Consider the following 18,046-nt stretch of genomic DNA (forward strand, 5'->3'; position numbering starts at 1 on the left):
GCTGGACGCCCAGCCGTCCCGTCGGCAGCTCGCGCATCCGCGCCATCGGCGAGAGCAGCACGCCCCAGCAGGCGAGGCAGTGCACGGCCGCCATCACCAGGATCGTCTCGCGGACGCCGATCGCCCCGCCGAGCCAGCCCGCGACGACGCCGGCGAGCGGCATGGTGCCGAAGTTCACCACCTGCATCACCGTCATCACCCGGCCGCGCAGACCGGCCGGCACGTACCGGAGCCGCCACGCGTTCCGGATCACGTTGCCCGACACCACGAACAGGCCGACGAGGAAGCCACCGGCAGCGCTGATCACCGCGCCGGACCCCGGCAGGCCCGCGCCGACGAGCAGCGCGGCGGGGCCGCAGAGCACCAGCAGTACCGTGGAGGCCCGCCCGCTCCCGAGGCTCCGGCTCAGGTACGGGGCAACGACGGCGCCCGCCACCCCGCCGCCGCCCGCCACCGCGAGGACAGCGCCGACCCCTGCCTCGGTCAGGTGCAGGTCGCGCACGAGGAACAGGACCAGCAGCGCTCCGTACCCCGTGAGCCCGAAGTTGGACAGTCCGCCGATCCCTACGAGCCACGGGATGTAGCGGTCTCGGCGGACCAGGTTCACGCCCTCGCGGATGCGCGCGAGCAGGGGTTCGGCCGGACCCTCGGGCGCCCTCGCATGCGAGGGCAGCCGGATGCGCCACAGGCACACGGCGGACCAGAGAAAGGTCGCGGCGTCGAGCGCGATCCCGGCCGCAGCCGTGAGCCACTGGGCGAGGAGGCCACCCAGACCCGGCCCGGCCACCTGCGCCGCGGACTCCGTACCGAACAGGCGCGAGCTCGCGGACTCGAGCTGCTCTGCGGGCACCACCTCGGGCAGGAACACCTGGTACGCGGTCCGGAAGAACACCGTGCAGACCCCGCCCACCAGACCCACCACCGCGATGTGGGTCAGCGTGAGGAGCCCGAGCGCGAAGGCCAGCGGCAGGCTCCCGAAGGCGGCGGCGGACACGAGGTTCGCGACGATCATCACCCGCCGGGCCGGGAGCCGGTCCACCCACGCGCCCGCCGGCAGGCCGATCACCAGCCACGGGAACCACGTCGCGGCCGCGATGAGCCCCATCCAGGTGGGCCCGGCGTCGAGCTGGGTCACCGCGAGCAGCGGCAGCAGCGTCGAGGTCGTCGCGTTCCCGACGAGGCTCACGCCTTCGCCCAGCCAGAGCAGGCCGAAGGCCCGGTTGCGCCTGAGGGGTCCCGCGTCAGAGGTGGTGCCGCGGTGGGTCGCTGTCGACGTCGTCATATCGACAGGCTAAACGTACAAGAGTTCTTGTACAAGTGATCTTGTTAGATTGGGCCATGGTCGCGGCTCTCGTCAGGGCTGCGAGGGGAACGCCCGCGCGAACAGGAAGACGTGCTCACGCCCGGCCGTGCCGTCCTCGGCCTCGCCCGCCCTGCTCCGCTCCTTCCAGTGCCCCACCAGCGCGTTGATCTGGTCGCCGAGCTCGCTCAGCTCGGCCGGGGTGAGCCGCAGCCAAGAGTCCGTGGCGAGCTCGGCCCTGCCCCACTCCTCGTTCGCCTCGGACCGTTCCAGCCAGGCGCGGGCCCGCTCGACCTGGCGCGCCAGCATGAACTCCTCGGCGGCCACCGCCTGACGCTGGCTCTCGGCATCCTGCGGCAGCGTCGACCGGCCCCAGGTGATGGACCGCGCCGCACGGCGCCACCAGCGTTCCCGCCCGTCACGAGCCAGCTCCGGCGCCTCCTCGACGAGGGCGGCGGCCGCCAGCACCCGCATGTGATGGCTGATGCTCCCCACCGCAAGCCCCGTACGCTCGGCCAGCACCGACGCCGTGGCTGGCCCCTGCGCCGTCAGCGAGTCGAGCAGGCGGGAGCGCGCGGGGTTGGCCAGGGCGGTGACGGCCCTGGCCTCGGTGAGCGTGCGGACGTCTTCGGAAGCCATGTAGGCAGGGTAGGACGGCGCCGACGGCGACGTGCACCGTGTTGGGGTCGGTTCCGACGTCGGCTCAGCCGGCTGCCAGGTCCGCCAGGTGCTCCGCCCAGCGGTCCAGCACCGCGTCGATCGTCTCCACCGCGACGGCGGTGTGCGGCATGCGCGCCCGCACCGCCAGGCCGTCGTCGGTGCGGGACACCCAGACCTGGAGGTCGTCGGCCCGGGTGGCGGCCGAGACGTGGTGCGCCCGCCGTCCGGCGGCCGCCGCGTGGCCGGGGAGCCGGCGGTAGTCCAGGTAGGACACCTGGAAGATGTCGCGCCGGGGGAACCGCAGCGGCTGCGGCAGCGACTCCACTACCTGTTCCAGCGGCACCGCCGACAGTTCCCGCGCGGCCCGCAGCGCCTTGCCGGCGGCGGCCAGCGCCGTGTCGGTGACGCCGTTCGCTCCCGTGCGCGTGTCCACCTCCACGCGCAGCGGCACCGTGGTCGTGTGCCAGCCGACGGCCCGGTGGGCCGACTCGTCGGCGCGGGTGTGCACCGGCAGGAGCGTCTCCAGCACGGTGGGGCCGCCGAGGTCGTGGACGGCGCGGGCAAAGGTGGCCAGCACGGCGGCCGACGTCGACGCACCGGCCCCCGCGGCGCGACGCGCGACGGCGTCCGCCGTCGCGGAGCCGGCCAGGGAGCGGACCACCGTGCGCTGCGGCGCCCGCTCGCCGTCGGGCATGCCGAGCGGAAGCGGGAAGGTGGGCAGCGCCCAGCCGCGTTCGCGGAGGAAGCCGTGCCAGGTCGCGAGCCGCGGGTCGTCGACGCCGACGTACGCCGGGCCGGCCGCCGGCAGAGCCGACGCCGCCGCGGCCACAGGGCGGACCACGACCGTCGGGCGCGCCGCGGCGACGGTCCCCGCACCCACCGCGACCGCTCCGGCCATAGCAGGCACCGCCGTGGCGTGCCGGGTGTGTTCCGCGTAGGCGGCCGCCAGGTCGTCGATGACGACGGTGGTGGACCATGCGTCGGTGTGCAGGTGGTCCATGCCGAGCACGATGGTGGACCGGTCGGGACGGCTGATCACCGCGGGCAGGAAGGCCGGGTAGCCGAACGGCGCACATCGGCGGCCGAGCTCGGCGGCCAGGTGCTCCCGGGTCGCCGCGACGGTGCGGGTGACCGGTCCGTCGGTGCGCTGCCAGAGGAGGGCGCCGGGATCGTGCCGCACCAGGCCGACGCCCCCGGCCTGCCCGGGAGGCCTGCGGACCGCCTCGACCTGAAGGCCGGGATGCCGGGCGACGAGGTCCCGGAAGGCTTCCTCCAGCGCTTCCACGTCGACGGGGCCCTCGACGTCGAACGCGGCGGTGATCCAGACGCTCGGCTCGCCGTGCGCCGCCCCGAGCAGGTGGTTGCGCTGGTTGAAGGTGATCGGAGCGGGTTCGGGCGTGCACCCAACGCCCGGCGTCACGGCCCAGGTGATGAGCGAGCCGGGCGCCGGCTCCCAGAGGTCAGCGGAGAGGACCCGCACCGGTCGCCTCCAGGCGCTCGTCGCGGGCGACCTCACCGGCGGTCACCGGCCCGCCGCCGACCGCCGCCTCGAACGTGGCGGTCAGCTCGGCGATGTACCGGTCGACGGCGGCCTGTGCCGCCGGCACGTCGGGACTCTGCGTGACCAGGTACAGCCGCTCGTGGTCCCGGTTGACCCACAGGGAAGCGTTGGCGGTGCGACCCTCCCCCGTGAAGTGCAGGCCGTTGTCGTAGGCCGGGCGGCCGGCGCCCGGGAACCGGCGCAGGTCGAGGTAGCTGATGAGCTGCGGGCTGCCGAGCGACGCGGGGTCGAGCACGCCGTCGGCCAGCATGACGCCGAGCGCGGCGTGCACCGGGACCTTCGCGACCTTCCTGGCCTGCCGGAACGCCGCGTCCGCCGCGGGCAGGACCGCGGCGAAGGGCGCCACCACGCCGTCGTCGGCCACGGGGAACGTGACCGGGGCGAAGTTGCACAGCCAGCCGTGCGTGGTCTCGAAGCCAGGTCCGCGCGTGCCGACCACCGTGACGCCGAACCAGTCGGTGGCCCCGGTGAGCCTGGCGTCGGTGAGCGCGATGCCCGCGAACACCGCACCGGTGAAGCGGGCGCCGTGCGCCGCGACGAGGGCGTCCAGGCGGGCGAGGCCGTCGGCGTCGAGCAAGGTCGCGGAGCGGATCCGCACCGGGGCGGTCTCGCCGGGCGGCAGGCCGAGGTCCAGCGCGAAGCTGGGCAGGCGTCCGTCGTGCGCGGTGACGGCGTCGGCCCAGGCCCGGATCTCCGGGGCGTCCGCAGGGGTCGCCGCGGCGAGGGCATGCTCGGCCGCCGCGTGGGCGAGGAAGGAGCCGGCGGTGTCGGGGTCGGGTACCGAAGGGCTCGACGAGCGGGACGGGGCCAGCTCCTCGGTGTACAGCTCCTCGAGCTCGCTGAGCACCATGAGCTGTGACGCCCCGTCGGTGAACGCGTGGTCGCACCCCCAGAACAGGCCGAACCCGTCGTCGGCGGCCACGGCCCCGAGGGCGAACGGCGCCCAGGAGTCGGGGCGGCAGGCGGCGTCGAACGTCTCGGTGAGGTGCTTGGTCACCCAGTCGTCCCACGAGCCGCCCGGCCGCGGCGAGAACGCGGGCACCGCGACCGTCTCGAAGGCGACGGCGTCCGCGGGCACGAGGTGCCGCACGGGCGTACCGCCGGCGGCGCACGCATCGACGTCGAACCAGGTGCGCAGGCCCTCGTGCCGGCGGATCAGCCGGGTCAGCGCGCGGGCCAGCGCCGCGCCGTCGAGCACGCCGTCCAGGCGGGAGGCCGTGCCGGTCCAGGCGCGGTGCCGGCCCCCGGACGCCCGGCGCGCCGCATAGGCGCGCAGGTGGTCACCCTGGAGGAACGACGGCGGACCGGGGTCCACCGGGGCCGACGCCGCGGCGGCACGCGCCCCCGCCGTCGGCAGGAGGTGCAGCACCTGTCCGGGCCTCGTGGTCCACGTGCCCATCGCGCCGAGGATCATGCGACCGCCTCTCCCAGGTTCGCCGTGCCGAAGGCCTGGAAGCATTCGCGGAGCTCCGCGACGAGCGCATCCATCGCCGCGTGCGCCTCAGGCAGGTCCGGGTACCGGGTCGAGACGTTGAGGCCGTCGTGGGTGCGCAGGAACCACAGGTAGAGCTCGTCGGTGCCGTACGCGGGGCTGCGCAGGGTGCGCGCCTCCCAGGTGCTCCAGCGTTCGGCGCCCTGCACGAACCGGGTGTCGACGTACGACACGGCGAAGTGCGGGCCGTCGGTGATGCCGCCCAGCTCGGCGATCCGCGCGAACGAGTACCGCACCAGGGGTTTGCCGGCGGAGACCGCCGCGTGCACGCGTTCGATGGTCGCGGTCAGCGCGTCGCCGTCGACGACGGGGGTCCGCTCGCCCTGGCCCGCTTCGACCGTGCGCAGCACCGGGTCAACGCCCGCGAGGTCGAGGTCCACGGGGCACAGGCCCACGTACCAGCCGACGGCGGCCGCGTGCTGCGGCGCGTACCGGGTGTGCATCGGCAGGACGAACCGCAGCCGGTCGGGCCCGTGCACCCGCCGCGCCGCGTGCGCGAACGCGGCGAGCACGCCGGACTGGGCGGAGGCGCCGCGGGCGCGGCTGCGGGCGCTCAGGTCGTCGGTCTGGTCGACGGTGGCGAGCCAGTAGGACCGGGACGCCTGCGGGCGGGCCGCCTCCGTGGCGTCGCGGGCCGGACGGGTGATCCCCGTGCCGTAGCGCGGGAAGGTCGCCTCGGGGCCGAGGAAGTCGAGCCAGCGACGCACCGGCTCGCCGTCGGCGGCCAGCGTCATGGCGAGCTTGCGGTCCTCGGCGGAGAAGTCCACGTGGGAGCCGACCTCGAGGGCGCGCAGGTCGGCGTCGGGCACACCCTGGCGGGCGGCGTCGTACAGGGAGACGATCTCCTCGAACCACAGGAGCTGGGAGTACGCGTCCATCACCGAGTGGTCGGCGCCGAACGCGAGCACGAAGTGGTCGGCGCGCTCCGGGTCTGGGTCTGGGTCTGGGTCTGGGGCCGCCGGGACGACGCTCGCCAGGACGCAGTGCGGCCAGGCGGTCGGCGAGACGTCGGCGAGCAGGCTCGGCAGCAGCGCGGTCACCTGGTCGGTGGTCAGGTCGCCGACCACCAGGTCCCGGATCGCGACGGCCTCCGCCGGGGCGGTCACCCGGCGCCAGCCCTGACCCGCGTCGCGTGTGACGGTGGTCCGGAGCACCTCGTGGCGGCTCATCCACGCGTGGATCGCGCGGCGCAGCGGTTCGGCCTCGTACGGGCCGGGCACCCGCAGCACCGAGCCGATCCACGAGCCCGGCTCGGAGTCGCGCAGGTGGGCCTCGTGCCCAGGGGACAGCTCCCTGGGGTCCTGCAGCCAGCGGCCGGCGTCGGCGCGCGGCGTCCATGAGGTCACGGTTCCTGCCGGCAGGTCGTAGGCCGAGAGCTCGGTGTATTCCATGCGTGCGGTTCCCTAGATCGTGAGGTGGGCACGGCCAGCACGACGTCGGACGAGTTCCGCGGACCCCTTGCGGCGACCTTTATACCGGATATAACGGGTGAAAGTCAGCCTCTTCGGTATGGTTCACCCGAACTACGACGGTTACCCCGGAGCGGGACCGTCCGAAACGGAGGACGAGCGTGCCGAACCAGGCGTCCGCGCTACGGCTGCAGTTTGCCGACGACATGTTCCTGCGGCGGCACGACGGCGAAGCCAGCCCCGCCGTCAACCAGGTGCTGTGGCGGCTCGACGGCCCGTACTCCGCGCACCACCTGCGCGAGCTGGCCGCGGGGCTCGCCGCCGGGTCACTGCACCGGCGGGTCGTGCGCGCCCGGGTCCCCGGCGCCCGGCACCGGTGGGCGCCCGCGGGCACGCTGCCCGTGCTCGACCTGCAGACGGCGGCCGTCGCGGAGAACGCCGTCGGAACGTGGGCACAGGCGCAGGCCGACCTTCCCCTCGACCCGGCCGGCGGCCGCTCCTGGCGGCTCGCGGCCGCCGACGTGGTGGCGGACCATGAGGGCGGGGCGGACGGCGGCGCCGTCGTCGGCGGCGGCATCGTTTCCCTGACCTGCGCACATGCAGTGGCGGACGGCGCAGCGCTGATCGACGCCGTGGTGCGCGCCTCGACCCGGGCGGACCCGATAGTGGTCCCCGCGCCCGAGCGCGGGACCCGGGCGCTGCTCGCGGATGCCGCCGACGCCACCGCGCAGGCAGCAGCCGTCGCGCGGTGGGCGCGGGCCAAGGCCCGCCAGGTGGCTCGCGAACGCCTGGCGGCGTCGACGGGCGCGTCGGACGCGGCGGTGACCGAGCGGGCGCCGGACGTCCTCCTCGACCACACGGTCGCGCATGACGAACACTCGAGCTCCTCGCGCGACCGTGTGGTCGGAGCGGACAACGAGCACGACGCACACTGGCGGGCCCCCGTGCTGCATCTCGAGCTCCCCGCCGAGCGGGTGGCACAGGTCGCCGCGGAGCACGGCGGAACGCCCAACACGTGGTTCGTCGCGTTCCTCGCCCGCCTGGTGCACGCGACGGGCCGGTTCCCGGGCGAGCCGGTGCCCGTCGCGCTACCGGTGTCGACCCGGGGCGAGGACGACCCGCGGGCGAACTCCACCAAGATCGCCCGGGTCACGATCCCGGCCGACGTGCTCGCCACGCGCGACCTCGGCTGGGTGCGGGCGGCGGCCAAGGAGGCGTACACCGCCGTCGGCCGGGCGGAGCCGGGGGTGTCGCCGGTGCCACTCGAGCTCGTGCAGATGCTGCCCGACACCGTCGTGCGCAAGCTGCCGCAGCCGCCCGTCGCCGCCGCGCTGGCGTCCAACCTCGGCACACCGCCCGACGGCTACACGCAGGCGACCGGCGGCGCGGTCCGTGCGGTGGCCACGCTGTCGCACTACCAGGGGGCCACCGCCGCCGAGCTGCGCGCCGCCGGTGGCGGGCTCGTCGCCTTCTGCACGACGGCGGGCCACGCGACGGTGCTCAGCGTCGCCGGCCTGGACCCCGACCGCGTGGCCGACGCCGACACGCTGCGCGACCTGGTGCTGGCCGAGGCCGACGTCTGGCAGATCCCGGCGGAGCCGTGGTGAGGGTGCGCCGCGACTCAGTGGGCGAGCACGCCGGAGACGGCGTCGGCCGCCGCCGCGACCGCCCGGTCGGCGGGCACGAGCCGCGCGCCGAGCGCGACGGCCCGCGCCGCGGTGGCGTCGTCGAGCACCTCGGCGAGGGCCCCGGCGAGCACGCCGGGCCGCGTGAGCGTGCTCGCGCGGCGTGCGACGCCGACCCCGGCGCCCCGCAGCAGGTCGCCCCACATGGGCTGGTCGGCCGAGTACCAGCCGACGACGGCGGGCAGCCCCGCCCGCAGCACCGCACCGGTGGTGCCCGCACCGCCGTGGTGCACCGCGGCGCGGCAGCGGGGCAGCACCGCCGCGTGGTCGACGGCGCCGACCACCCGCATGCGCTTCCCGTCCACGCCGGAGCCGGGAGCACCGGAACCGGGCACGCCGCCGTCGGCCGCCGAGAAGTCGTTCCATCCGGCGCTGACCAGCGCCCGCACCCCGAGCTCCGCGCACGCGGCGTCGACGGCGGCGAGCAGCGCGGGCGGGTCGGCGACGGGCATCGAGCCGAACCCGACGTAGACGGGCGGGTCGCCGTCGTCCAGCCAGGCCGCGAGCCCCTCCTCGAGATCGGCACCGGAGCCTGCCTCCCCGAGGCGGGCGCGGGCGTCGTCATCCAGCGCGAGGAAGCCGGTCAGCGGGCGGCGCGGACCCCACTCGTCCGCCAGGCCGGGGACCAGCGCCGGGTCGTACGCCTGGACCTCCACGACTCCGGCGTCGCGCAGCCTGGTCGGCAGGTGCACGCGGGCCCTGCCGAGGCCGAGCTCGCCGCGCTGGTCGTTCTCGGCGCGCCGGGTCAGGTCCCAGCGCACCCGCTCCCCCAGCGCCCAGGCGGCCCGCGTGGCGCCCGGCCCGCGCAGCCCGCTCACCGGCGACACGACGCGGTTGGCCCGGACCGGGCAGTAGTGCAGGGCGGCCATGCCGAGCCCGCGCCGCTCGGCAACCGCCGCCGCGACCTCCTGGCCGAGCAGGCCGGTCACCACCGTGTCGGCGCTGCCGACATCGTCCAGCAGGGCCAGCAGGCCGGTGCGCAGCTCGTCCCAGCCCGCCGCCGCGACGGCGCGCAGCGCGCGCACCCGGCGCACGGGGTGGGGCGAGCGCATGTCGCGCCGCACCAGGTCGGAGCCGAGCAGGGCCGCCGAGTCGATGCCGAGCGGCACCGGGTCGAGGCCAAGGCGTTCGGCGAGCGGCACGAGGTTGGGCGCGACGCCCGTGACCACCTCGTGCCCGCGACGGCGCAGCTCCAGGCCTACCGCGAGGGCCGGCTGGACATCTCCTCGACTGCCCACGAGGGCCAGGACGTGACGCACGCGCGCACTCTACTCACCCGCCACCCACCGGAGGCCCAGTGACCAGCCCAGCGACCACCACCGACCCGGCGGCCAGCAACCGTCTCACCTACGACGACGACCTCTTCCTCCGCACCCGCCGCGTGCTCGGGGTGGCGGTGGTGAACCAGACGGTCTGGCGCCTGCCCGCGCCGCTGGACGCCGCAGCCGTGCGCGTCCTGCACGGCGGCCTGGCGGACGGGCCGCTGCAGCGGGTGGTCCGCCCCGGCCGCGTCCCCGGCGCCAGGGCGCGCTGGTCGGTCTCCACGGTGTCGCTGGATCCCATGATCGAGTCAACCCCCGTGCCCGACGACGCCGTGCTCACCTGGGCGGACCGGCAGGCCCAGGCGAACCTGGACCCCGAGCACGGCCCCACCTGGGCCCTCGCGGCGGCGCCGACGGCGAGCGGCGGGAGCGTGCTCAGCTACGTCACGTCGCACGTGGTCGCCGACGGCGGGATGCACATCGGCGCGTTCCAGGCAGCGGTAGCGGCCGCGACGGTCGCCGCGGGCCAGGCCGCCATCGGCCCGGCAACCCCTGGCGCGGCGCCGGCGGGAGCGACCCGGACGGCCGGGCCGCCGTCCGCCACCCGCAGGCTGCCCAAGGAGGGCGAGCGCATCCGGACCGGTCTCGTGGCCGACCTGCGCGACGCCACCGGGCAGGCGCGCGCGGCGGTCGGCGGTCTGCGCCAGGCCGCGAGGCAGGGGCCGGTGCCGCCGGTGCTCGCGCAGCAGTCCGCGGACCGGCCCCGCCCCCGGCCGCGTGCCGACGACGCGCAGCCCGCCAACCCGCCGGTGGTCGTCGTCGACACCGATGCCTCGACCTGGCACCGCACCGCCCACGCGGCCGGCGGGACGGCGAACAGCCTGCTCATCGCCGTCTGCACGGAGATACTGCTCGCGGCAGGCGCCGCGACCGCCGGCATGCCGGTGCGCGTGTCGGTGCCCGTCAGCCTGCGCGGCAAGGACGACCTGCGCTCCAACGCGACGTCCGGCGTCTCGATCGCCGTCGACACCACGGTGACCCCGGCGCCCGAGCGAGCCGGGGTGGTGACCGACATGGCGCAGATCCGCGCGAGCGCCGCCGCCGAGTTCCGGGCGCTGACGTCCGGCACCCGGGTGGACACGCTGGGCCCGCTCAAGCCGCTCATGCAGATGGTGCCCGACGCCATCGCGCGGCGTGCCGCACGCGACGCCACGGCGCCGCTCTGCCTGGCCTCGAACCTGGGCCGGCTGCCCGCGACGTTCGCCGCCCCGCTGGGCACCTCGGCCTCGAGCGTGCTCATGCGCGGGGTCACGCAGGGCCTGACCCGTGGCCGCCTGCGCCAGATGCGGGGCGGCCTGGACTCCTGGTGGTCGGAGCACGACGGCGTGGCGACGCTGGTGGTCCTGGGCCTGGACGACACCCACCTGGCCGAACCGGCCCACATCCGGGCGGCGATAGAGAGCGTCTACGCCCGCCACGGCCTGCCGGTCCGCTTCTGGTAACGGGCACCGGCCCTCACCTCTTCGAGGTCTAACCTCCTCCGTTCTGAAACGGTTCAGAACGGAGAAGGTTAGACCTCGAAGGGAGGAACCGGGTGGAGGGGCGGTCGGACGGCGGGGTCACGCCGCCATGTGGACCGGGGGGTGGCCCTTGGACGTGGTGACCGGGGTGGGGTCCGTCTTCCGGTTGCGCCGGATCGTCATCAGCACGCCGGCCGACGCGGCCGCGAACACGAGCACGCCGAACCCTGTGGCCCAGGCGTCGAGGTCGGCGGTCAGCGCGAAGGCGACGATCGCCGCCACCGGGACGACCAGGCCGATGAGCACGGAGTACCGGGCATGGAGGAGAACGTGTGCCGTCCGCGCGACGAACCAGCTCACGACGGCCCAGGTGATCAGCGTGAGCGTGGTGCCGACGACCGACGCGAACACCTCGCCGGCGTTGTGGGCCCCCGCGGGCGGCCCGAAGTAGAAGAGCTCGGTGGTCGCGACAAGCACCAGGAACCCCACGATCGCGACCGCTCCGGTCACGAGAGAGCGTTTCAACACTGGGCCTCCGCACTGAGGATCTGCACCGGACTCTCCTGGCGCGCCCTTTATACCAAGTCGTTGCCGCGCGATGTCAGCGCGCCACCGTCAATTCACCCATAGAAGACCACAGGAAAGCAAAAGACGCCGGGTCGTGAACCCTGGTGCCGCACGCCAGGCAACCGTACATTTACGTCATGTCGGATCAGTCGGAACGTTTTCCCGGTCCTGCACCTTCCGCCGAACCCTCCGGAACCGGCGGGTTCTCCCGCCGCGGTGTCCTGCGCGCGGCGGCCGCCGGAGCGCTGAGCATCCCGTTCGCGGCCGCCCTCTCGTCCCCGGCCACCGCCGTCACCATCCCGGCCGCAACGGTCGCAGGCGTCCCGAGTGCCGCGCCCGAGCTTCCGGCCGGGCTCATCCCCTACCGCTCCCCCTACATCAACTGGGCCGGCGAGATCACCCACGGCGGGCTGTGGGCCTGTGCGCCCCGCACCGCACAGGACCTCGCCCGCCTCGCCAACTGGGCGCACGCCAACGGCTGGCGGCTCCGCGCACGGGGCAAGGCCCACACCTGGTCGCCCCTGACCATCACCCAGGCCACCGAGCCGGACGCGCCGATCCTCCTGCTGGACACCACCGTCCACCTGACCCACATGGAGCTCACGGCCCCGCCCGCCGGCGCTCCAGGCGCCGTCCGGGCACAGCCCGGCGTGACCGTCGAGACGCTGATGGCCTTCCTCGCCGACCACGGGCTCGGGGTCACCAACACTCCCGCGCCGGGCGAACTGACCCTTGGCGGCACGCTCGCCATCGACGCCCACGGCACCAGCGTCCCGGCCGACGGCGAGCCCGCCCGCCCCGGCCACACCTACGGCAGCCTCAGCAACCTCGTGCTGTTCCTCACCGCCGTCGTCTGGGACGCCGACGCGGACGCCTACGTGGTCAAGACGTTCCACCGCGGGACCGACGTGGAGTGCGAGGCGCTGGCCACCCACCTCGGGCGTGGCCTCGTCGCCGAGGTGGTGCTCCAGGCCGGCGAGGAGGTCCCGCTGCGCTGCCAGAGCCGGGTCGACCTCACCGCCGACGAGCTGTTCGCCGCCCCGGGCAGCGCGCTCGCCGCGCGGGGCAACACCTTCGCCGACTTCATGGCCGCCTCCGGGCGGGTCGAGACGATCTGGTTCGCGTTCACGGACAAGCCCTGGCTCAAGGTGTGGAGCCTCAGCCCGGAGCGCCCCCTCACGTCCAGGCGGGTGCACGCCCCGTACAACTACCCGTTCAGCGACGTCATCCCGACCCCGGTGTCCCGGCTGGTCGGGCTCATCGTCGGCGGCTCGTGGCACCTCGCACCCGTGCTCGGCGCCACGCAGTACACGGTCGCGGCGACCGGGCTGACCGCGACCTTCGCGAAGGACCTCTGGGGTCCCGCCTACATGCTCCAGTTCTACCTGCGCCCCACGACGCTGCGCGAGACCGCCAACGGGTACGGGATCCTCACCAGCCGCGCCGACGTCCAGCGTGTCGTCTCCGAGTTCGCCGCCTACTACAAGGAGCGGCTGGCGGCCTGGGCCGCCGACGGCAGGTTCCCGGTCAACGGGCAGGTCGAGATCCGGGTCAGCGGCCTCGACCAGCCCAGCGACTCCGCGGCGCCGGGCGCGCGCCCGCCGCTGCTGTCCGTCGTCCGCCCGCACCCCGACCACCCCCGGTTCGACTGCGCGGTGTGGGTGGACGTGCTGACCCAGCCCACCTCGCCCGGAGCCCACGAGTTCTACCGGGAGCTCGAACAGTTCCTGCTGAGCACCTTCGACGGCGGCTACGCGCTCGCGCGCGTCGAGTGGTCGAAGGGCTGGGCCTACACGGACGACGCTGCCTGGGCCGACGACGACGTCATCGGGTCGGCGATCCCCGCCTCGTACGGTGCCGGACAGTGGTCGGAGGCCGTCGCCGTCCTGGACCGGCTGGATCCGCACGGGGTGCTCGGCAACGAGTTCACGGACCGGCTGGTGCGCTGAGCGCTGTCGTCAGAGCGCTCTGTCGTCTCGCGCTCTTCCTTGGTCGCCGCCCAGAACCGGACCTCGTCCCTCGGTCCGGACTGGTCGCCGCCTGTCGTCAGAGCGCGGCCACTATCAGCTCCACCTGCTCCTTCGCGTCCCCGAAGAGCATCGCGGTGTTTTCCCGGAAGAACAGGGGGTTCTGCACGCCGGCGTAGCCCGTCGCCATGGACCGCTTGAACACGACCACCTCGCGCGCCCGCCACACCTCGAGCACCGGCATGCCCGCGATGGGCGACGCGGGGTCGTCCTGCGCGGCCGGGTTCACCGTGTCGTTGGCGCCGATCACCAGCACCACGTCGGTCTCGGGGAAGTCGTCGTTGATCTCGTCCATGCCGAGCACCTGGTCGTAGGGCACCTTCGCCTCGGCCAGCAGCACGTTCATGTGCCCGGGCAGCCGGCCGGCCACCGGGTGAATACCGAACCGCACGGTGGTGCCCCGGGCGGCGAGGCGGGCCACCAGGTCGGCCACCGGGTACTGGGCCTTCGCGACCGCCATGCCGTAGCCCGGCACGACGATCACCGACCGGGCGGCGGTCAGCCGGTCGGCGACCTCGAGCGCCGTCGTCTCGCGGTAGGAGCCTGGTTCGACGGCGCCGCCCTCGGCGACCGCGCCCGGCTCCGCGCCGAACCCGCCGAGGATCACGCTGACGAACGACCGGTTCATCGCCCGGCACATCAGGTAGCTGAGGATCGCACCCGACGAGCCGACGAGCGCACCCGTGATGACGAGCAGATCGTTGCCCAGCATGAACCCGGCAGCGGCGGCGGCCCACCCGGAGTAGGAGTTCAGCATCGAGACGACGACGGGCATGTCGCCCCCGCCGATCGCCGCCACCAGGTGCCAGCCCAGCGCCAGCGCCACCACGGTCATGAGCAGCAGCGGGACCAGGCCCGCGCCGCCCCCTGTGCTGCGCGCCGTGCTGCCCGCTGCGAGGAACCACCACAGCAGCGCCCCGCACGCGACGAGGGCGGCCAGGTTGAGCCAGTTGCGGCCGGGCAGCAGCAGCGGCGACGACCGCAGGCGCGCCGACAGCTTCCCGAACGCCACGACGGAGCCGGTGAACGTCACGGCCCCGATCAGCACGCCGAGGAACACCTCGACGTTGTGCACGGTGGCGCCGGCGCCGGCCGTGCGGGACTCGGTCAGGTAGGACCCGTAACCGACCAGCACCGCCGCTGCGCCGACGAAGGAGTGCAGCAGCGCGATGAGCTCGGGCATCTGCGTCATCTCGACGGTCCGCGCCCGCCAGGTGCCGACGGCCGCGCCCACGAGGAGCACGAGGAGGATCAGTGCGGCGGTCACGCCGACGGGCCGTTCGGACCGGTCCAGGGCCAGCGCGACCGTCGCCGCCAGGGCGAGCCCCATGCCGGTCATCCCGAGCAGGACGCCGCGCCGCGCGGTCTCCTGCTTCGACAGGCCGGCCAGCGACAGCACGAAGAGCACCGCCGCCACGAGGTAGCCGGCCTGGACCGCGGACTCGACGGTCATCGCCTGCTCCCCTCGGTCGCGTCGCCCCTGCGGAACATCCCGAGCATGCGGTGGGTCACGAGGAACCCGCCGAAGATGTTGATGCTCGCGACCGCCGAGGCGAGCACGGCCAGGATCGTCACGACAGGGTTCGCCGAGCCGATCTGCAGCATCCCGCCGACGAGGATGATCCCGGAGATGGCGTTGGTCTGGGACATGAGCGGGGTGTGCAGGGCGTGGCTGACGTGCGAGATCACGTAGAACCCGACGACGACGGCGAGCGCCAGCACCGTGAAGTGCGCTGCCTGGTCGGCGGGTGACGCCGCCACCGCGAGCGCGGCGAGCGTCGCGGCGAGGCCGATTAGCACCGCCCTCGTCGCGGGGTAGGCCCGCTGCGCCGGCCGAGGCCCGCCGCCTACTGGTCGTGGCTGCCGGGACCGGCGCGAGGCGGGCTCGGCCGGCGATGGTCCGGCGGCCGCCCGCGGCGCCGAGACCGCTACCGGCGGTGGCGGCCACAGCACCTCGCCGCCCGCTGCCACGGTCATGCCGCGCACGACGACGTCCTCCGGGTCGAGCGCGAGGCGGCCGTCCCGCTGGGGCGTGCCGAGCTGGACCAGGTTGGCGACCGCCGTGCCGAGCAGCTCGGAGGTGTGCCGGGGCATGCGGTCGGGCAGGTCGGTCCAGCCGAGGATCACCACGCCGTTGTCGCTGACCACGCGCTTGCCCGGGACCGTTAGCTCGCAGTTGCCGCCACCCGGCGCCGCGAGGTCGACGATCACGCTCCCCGGCCGCATGTTCGCCACCATCTCGGCGGTGATGGTCGTGGGGGCGGTGCCGCGCACGAGCGCCGTCGTGATGACGATGTCCGCCGCGGCCGTCTCGGCGGCGTACGCGCGCCGCGCCGCCGCCTCCTGGTCCGCGGTGAGCTCCGATGCGTAACCGTCCGCGCTGACCTGCTGTGCGGCGGCGTCGGCCCGGACGACCGTCGCGCCCATGGACTCGATCTGCTCCGCGACCTCCGGCCGGACGTCGAAGGCGCGCACCTGCGCGCCGAGGCTGCCTGCCGCGCCGATGGCCGCGAGCCCGGCAACGCCCGCGCCGATCACGAAGACGGCTGCGGGCGGAGTGGTACCCGCCGCCGTGACCTGGCCGGAGAACATGCCGCCGAACTCGGCGGCCGCCTCGACCACCGCCCGGTACCCCGCGACGTTCGACAGCGCGCTGAGCACGTCGAGCGACTGCGCCCGGGAGATGCGCGGCACGGCGTCCAGGGCGAGGGCCGTGACGCCGCGGTTGGCGAGCGCGCGCACCAGGTCGGGGCGGGCGGCGGGAGCGATCTGCGCGATCAGCACCGAGCCGATCCTGAGCCCGTCCGGGCCTCGGGCACCCGGCCGGAGCCCGGCGGGGCCCGGTGTGGCCAGCGCGTCCGGCGCCCGCGTGATCGCCACGACGTCGGACGCCCACGCCTCGGCGTCGGACACGACCGCCGCACCCGCCGCCTCGTACGCGGCGTCGGGGAAGCCCGCGCCGGCTCCCGCGCCTGTCGCGACCAGCACGTCGTAGCCGAGGCCTACCAGCCGGGCGGTGGTCGTCGGGGTGGCGGGCACGAGCGGCCCGCCGTCGTCCGGGATACCGATGCGCATGTGACCCTCCTTGCTCACGTGCGCAACCTACCGCCTACCGCCGACACACCCGTTATGCCGAGTCCACCGGCGGCTGGAAGGTGACCGGGAGGCTCACCGGCTGGCGGATCCACAGGGTCTGGTCCCAGGCGACGTCGGCGGCGGGGATCCGCAGGACGATGTCGAGCCTGCGCAGGATGGTCTCGACCGCGATCCGCGCGACGACGCGCGCCGTGCGGGGCGCGGGGCAGGCGTGCGGACCCGTCCCGAACGAGACGTGCGCGCGGCTGCCCACGTGGTCCCATGGGTCCCCGGTGTCCATCCGCGGGTCCGTGTTCGCCGCGTAGATCGCGAGGACGACCGGGTCGCCGGCCGCGATGAGCTTGTCGTCCAGCACCACGTCCTGCCTGGCGAACCGGGGCAGGGTGTTGATGGTCGGCGTGGAGCGCCACAGCACCTCGTCCATGGCGTTGTCCAGGTCGATGCGGCCGCCGTGCAGCCGGCCGGAGAACCGGGAGTCGGTGAGGGCCAGCAGCAGGGTCTGCGCCACCCACGCCGTCATCGTCAGGTTGCCCGCGAAGGCGACGTTCAGCAGGGTGTGGGCCACCTCGACGTCCTGGTGCATGTTGGGGTGCGCCACCAGGGAGCTCGCGAGGTCCCGCTGCGGGAGCCGCCGCCGGGCCGCGACGAGGTCGCCGAGCATCCGGTCGACCTCGGCCACGGCGGGTGCCGCGTCGGCACCGCCACCGGCGACCCGGCGCGTCAGGTCGAAGAGGCGCTGGCCGTCCTCCGGGTCGAACCCGATCATGTCGGAGACGACGAGGAACGGGATCACCGACGCGTACTCGAGCATCAGGTCGGCGCGGCCGCGGTCCTCGAAGCGGTCGATGAGCAGGTTGCACAGGGAGCGCGTCTTCGAGGCGGTGCGGCCCTCGGAGAGCTGCTCGAACGCGTCGTCGAGGGGTTCGCGCAGGCGCTGCCGCAGCGCGCCGTCGGTGTGGTTGGCGGCGAAGCGCTGGTGCGACGTGAGGACGGGGCGCAGGCCCGACGTCGCGGGCAGGCCACCGCGGGAGTGCCCGTTCCAGGTCTGCGGGTCGGTCGCGAAGACGTGCTCGTTGCGCATGATGTCGTAGACGAGCCGCTGCCCCATGACGAGCCAGGCGGGCACGCCGGGCTCCAGCTCGACGGGGGCGACCTCGCCCCACTCACGTTCGAGCTCGTCGTAGAACACCCGCGGTTCCGGCATGGCCGACGCGTGGACCAGGGGCTTCGGGTTCGAGATCCCGCTGAGCCGGACGGGCCTGGTGCCGCGCCACGGACGGTCTTGCGTGCTGCGCATGTCATCGAGCAATGGGGCCGGCCCTCTCGCGGTGGAGCTCTGGGTGGGACTCGAGGGTACTTGCCGGATTTGATCCAGTTCAGGTAAATTCATGGATTCGCCGTATCTGTGCAGTCGTCATTGATCGCCCAGGGTGATCCCGCCCGTATTGATCGCCCAGGGTGATCCCG

13 protein-coding genes are annotated in these 18,046 nt (G+C 74.5%); 3 read left to right on the top strand and 10 right to left on the bottom strand.

The window, feature by feature from the left end; all coding sequences use genetic code 11:
- From ACFWE2_RS10310 to ACFWE2_RS10330, 5 genes are all read right to left on the bottom strand, one after another.
- A partial coding sequence (locus ACFWE2_RS10310; protein WP_377224128.1) for an MFS transporter occupies positions 1 to 1,282 on the bottom strand: 1,282 nt, incomplete at its 3' end.
- A 72-nt stretch (positions 1,283 to 1,354) separates the two neighbouring features.
- On the bottom strand, positions 1,355 to 1,939 hold the full coding sequence (locus ACFWE2_RS10315) for an ArsR/SmtB family transcription factor (protein ID WP_377224129.1): 585 nt from the start codon (positions 1,937 to 1,939) through the stop codon (positions 1,355 to 1,357).
- A 64-nt stretch (positions 1,940 to 2,003) separates the two neighbouring features.
- Positions 2,004 to 3,440: a condensation domain-containing protein gene (locus ACFWE2_RS10320; protein WP_377224130.1), complete on the bottom strand. Its 1,437-nt coding sequence runs from the start codon at positions 3,438 to 3,440 to the stop codon at positions 2,004 to 2,006.
- Entirely contained in the window at positions 3,421 to 4,935 is a 1,515-nt protein-coding gene (locus tag ACFWE2_RS10325) for a condensation domain-containing protein (protein ID WP_377224131.1), read from the bottom strand. The genes ACFWE2_RS10320 and ACFWE2_RS10325 overlap by 20 nt, the downstream gene beginning before the upstream one ends.
- Entirely contained in the window at positions 4,932 to 6,404 is a 1,473-nt protein-coding gene (locus tag ACFWE2_RS10330) for a hypothetical protein (protein ID WP_377224132.1), read from the bottom strand. Before ACFWE2_RS10330 ends, ACFWE2_RS10325 begins: the two co-directional genes overlap by 4 nt.
- A 179-nt stretch (positions 6,405 to 6,583) precedes the next feature.
- Between ACFWE2_RS10330 and ACFWE2_RS10335 the strand changes: the two genes are divergently transcribed.
- A complete protein-coding gene (locus tag ACFWE2_RS10335) occupies positions 6,584 to 8,029 on the top strand; it encodes a hypothetical protein (protein WP_377224133.1) in 1,446 nt (481 codons plus the stop codon).
- Positions 8,030 to 8,043: 14 nt separating this feature from the next.
- On the opposite strand, the gene ACFWE2_RS10340 is transcribed toward ACFWE2_RS10335, so the two are convergent.
- The gene (locus tag ACFWE2_RS10340; protein WP_377224134.1) at positions 8,044 to 9,366 is read right to left on the bottom strand and encodes a glycosyltransferase; all 1,323 of its coding nucleotides are present in this window, start codon (positions 9,364 to 9,366) and stop codon (positions 8,044 to 8,046) included.
- Positions 9,367 to 9,404: 38 nt separating this feature from the next.
- On the opposite strand from ACFWE2_RS10340, the gene ACFWE2_RS10345 reads away from it, so the two are divergent.
- Positions 9,405 to 10,871 (top strand): hypothetical protein, encoded by a 1,467-nt coding sequence (locus ACFWE2_RS10345; RefSeq protein WP_377224135.1) that lies wholly within the window; start codon positions 9,405 to 9,407, stop codon positions 10,869 to 10,871.
- Between the two features lie 117 nt (positions 10,872 to 10,988).
- On the opposite strand, the gene ACFWE2_RS10350 is transcribed toward ACFWE2_RS10345, so the two are convergent.
- Positions 10,989 to 11,399 (bottom strand): hypothetical protein, encoded by a 411-nt coding sequence (locus tag ACFWE2_RS10350; RefSeq protein ID WP_377224136.1) that lies wholly within the window; start codon positions 11,397 to 11,399, stop codon positions 10,989 to 10,991.
- A 194-nt stretch (positions 11,400 to 11,593) separates the two neighbouring features.
- Between ACFWE2_RS10350 and ACFWE2_RS10355 the strand changes: the two genes are divergently transcribed.
- On the top strand, positions 11,594 to 13,405 hold the full coding sequence (locus ACFWE2_RS10355) for a cholesterol oxidase substrate-binding domain-containing protein (RefSeq protein WP_377224137.1): 1,812 nt from the start codon (positions 11,594 to 11,596) through the stop codon (positions 13,403 to 13,405).
- Positions 13,406 to 13,502: 97 nt separating this feature from the next.
- On the opposite strand, the gene pntB is transcribed toward ACFWE2_RS10355, so the two are convergent.
- The 3 genes from pntB to ACFWE2_RS10370 are packed head-to-tail and all read right to left on the bottom strand — an operon-like array spanning position 13,503 to position 17,876.
- Positions 13,503 to 14,936 (bottom strand): Re/Si-specific NAD(P)(+) transhydrogenase subunit beta, encoded by a 1,434-nt coding sequence (gene pntB / locus ACFWE2_RS10360; protein ID WP_377224138.1) that lies wholly within the window; start codon positions 14,934 to 14,936, stop codon positions 13,503 to 13,505.
- Positions 14,933 to 16,558: a Re/Si-specific NAD(P)(+) transhydrogenase subunit alpha gene (locus ACFWE2_RS10365; RefSeq protein ID WP_377224151.1), complete on the bottom strand. Its 1,626-nt coding sequence runs from the start codon at positions 16,556 to 16,558 to the stop codon at positions 14,933 to 14,935. Before ACFWE2_RS10365 ends, pntB begins: the two co-directional genes overlap by 4 nt.
- A 52-nt stretch (positions 16,559 to 16,610) precedes the next feature.
- Positions 16,611 to 17,876, bottom strand: coding sequence for a cytochrome P450 (locus ACFWE2_RS10370; RefSeq protein WP_377224139.1), 1,266 nt, complete (start codon positions 17,874 to 17,876; stop codon positions 16,611 to 16,613).
- Between the last annotated feature and the right edge of the window lie 170 nt (positions 17,877 to 18,046).

The organism is Promicromonospora sp. NPDC060271 (genome assembly GCF_042726755.1).
Taxonomy (GTDB): Bacteria; Actinomycetota; Actinomycetes; order Actinomycetales; family Cellulomonadaceae; genus Promicromonospora.

Coding starts and splice junctions, on each gene's coding strand:
- ACFWE2_RS10315 (WP_377224129.1), bottom strand. CDS start 1,939: ATGGCTTCCGAAGACGTCCGCACGCTCACCGAGGCCAGGGCCGTCACC.
- ACFWE2_RS10325 (WP_377224131.1), bottom strand. CDS start 4,935: ATGATCCTCGGCGCGATGGGCACGTGGACCACGAGGCCCGGACAGGTG.
- ACFWE2_RS10330 (WP_377224132.1), bottom strand. CDS start 6,404: ATGGAATACACCGAGCTCTCGGCCTACGACCTGCCGGCAGGAACCGTG.
- ACFWE2_RS10355 (WP_377224137.1), top strand. CDS start 11,594: ATGTCGGATCAGTCGGAACGTTTTCCCGGTCCTGCACCTTCCGCCGAA.
- pntB (WP_377224138.1), bottom strand. CDS start 14,936: ATGACCGTCGAGTCCGCGGTCCAGGCCGGCTACCTCGTGGCGGCGGTG.
- ACFWE2_RS10365 (WP_377224151.1), bottom strand. CDS start 16,558: ATGCGCATCGGTATCCCGGACGACGGCGGGCCGCTCGTGCCCGCCACC.
- ACFWE2_RS10370 (WP_377224139.1), bottom strand. CDS start 17,876: ATGCGCAGCACGCAAGACCGTCCGTGGCGCGGCACCAGGCCCGTCCGG.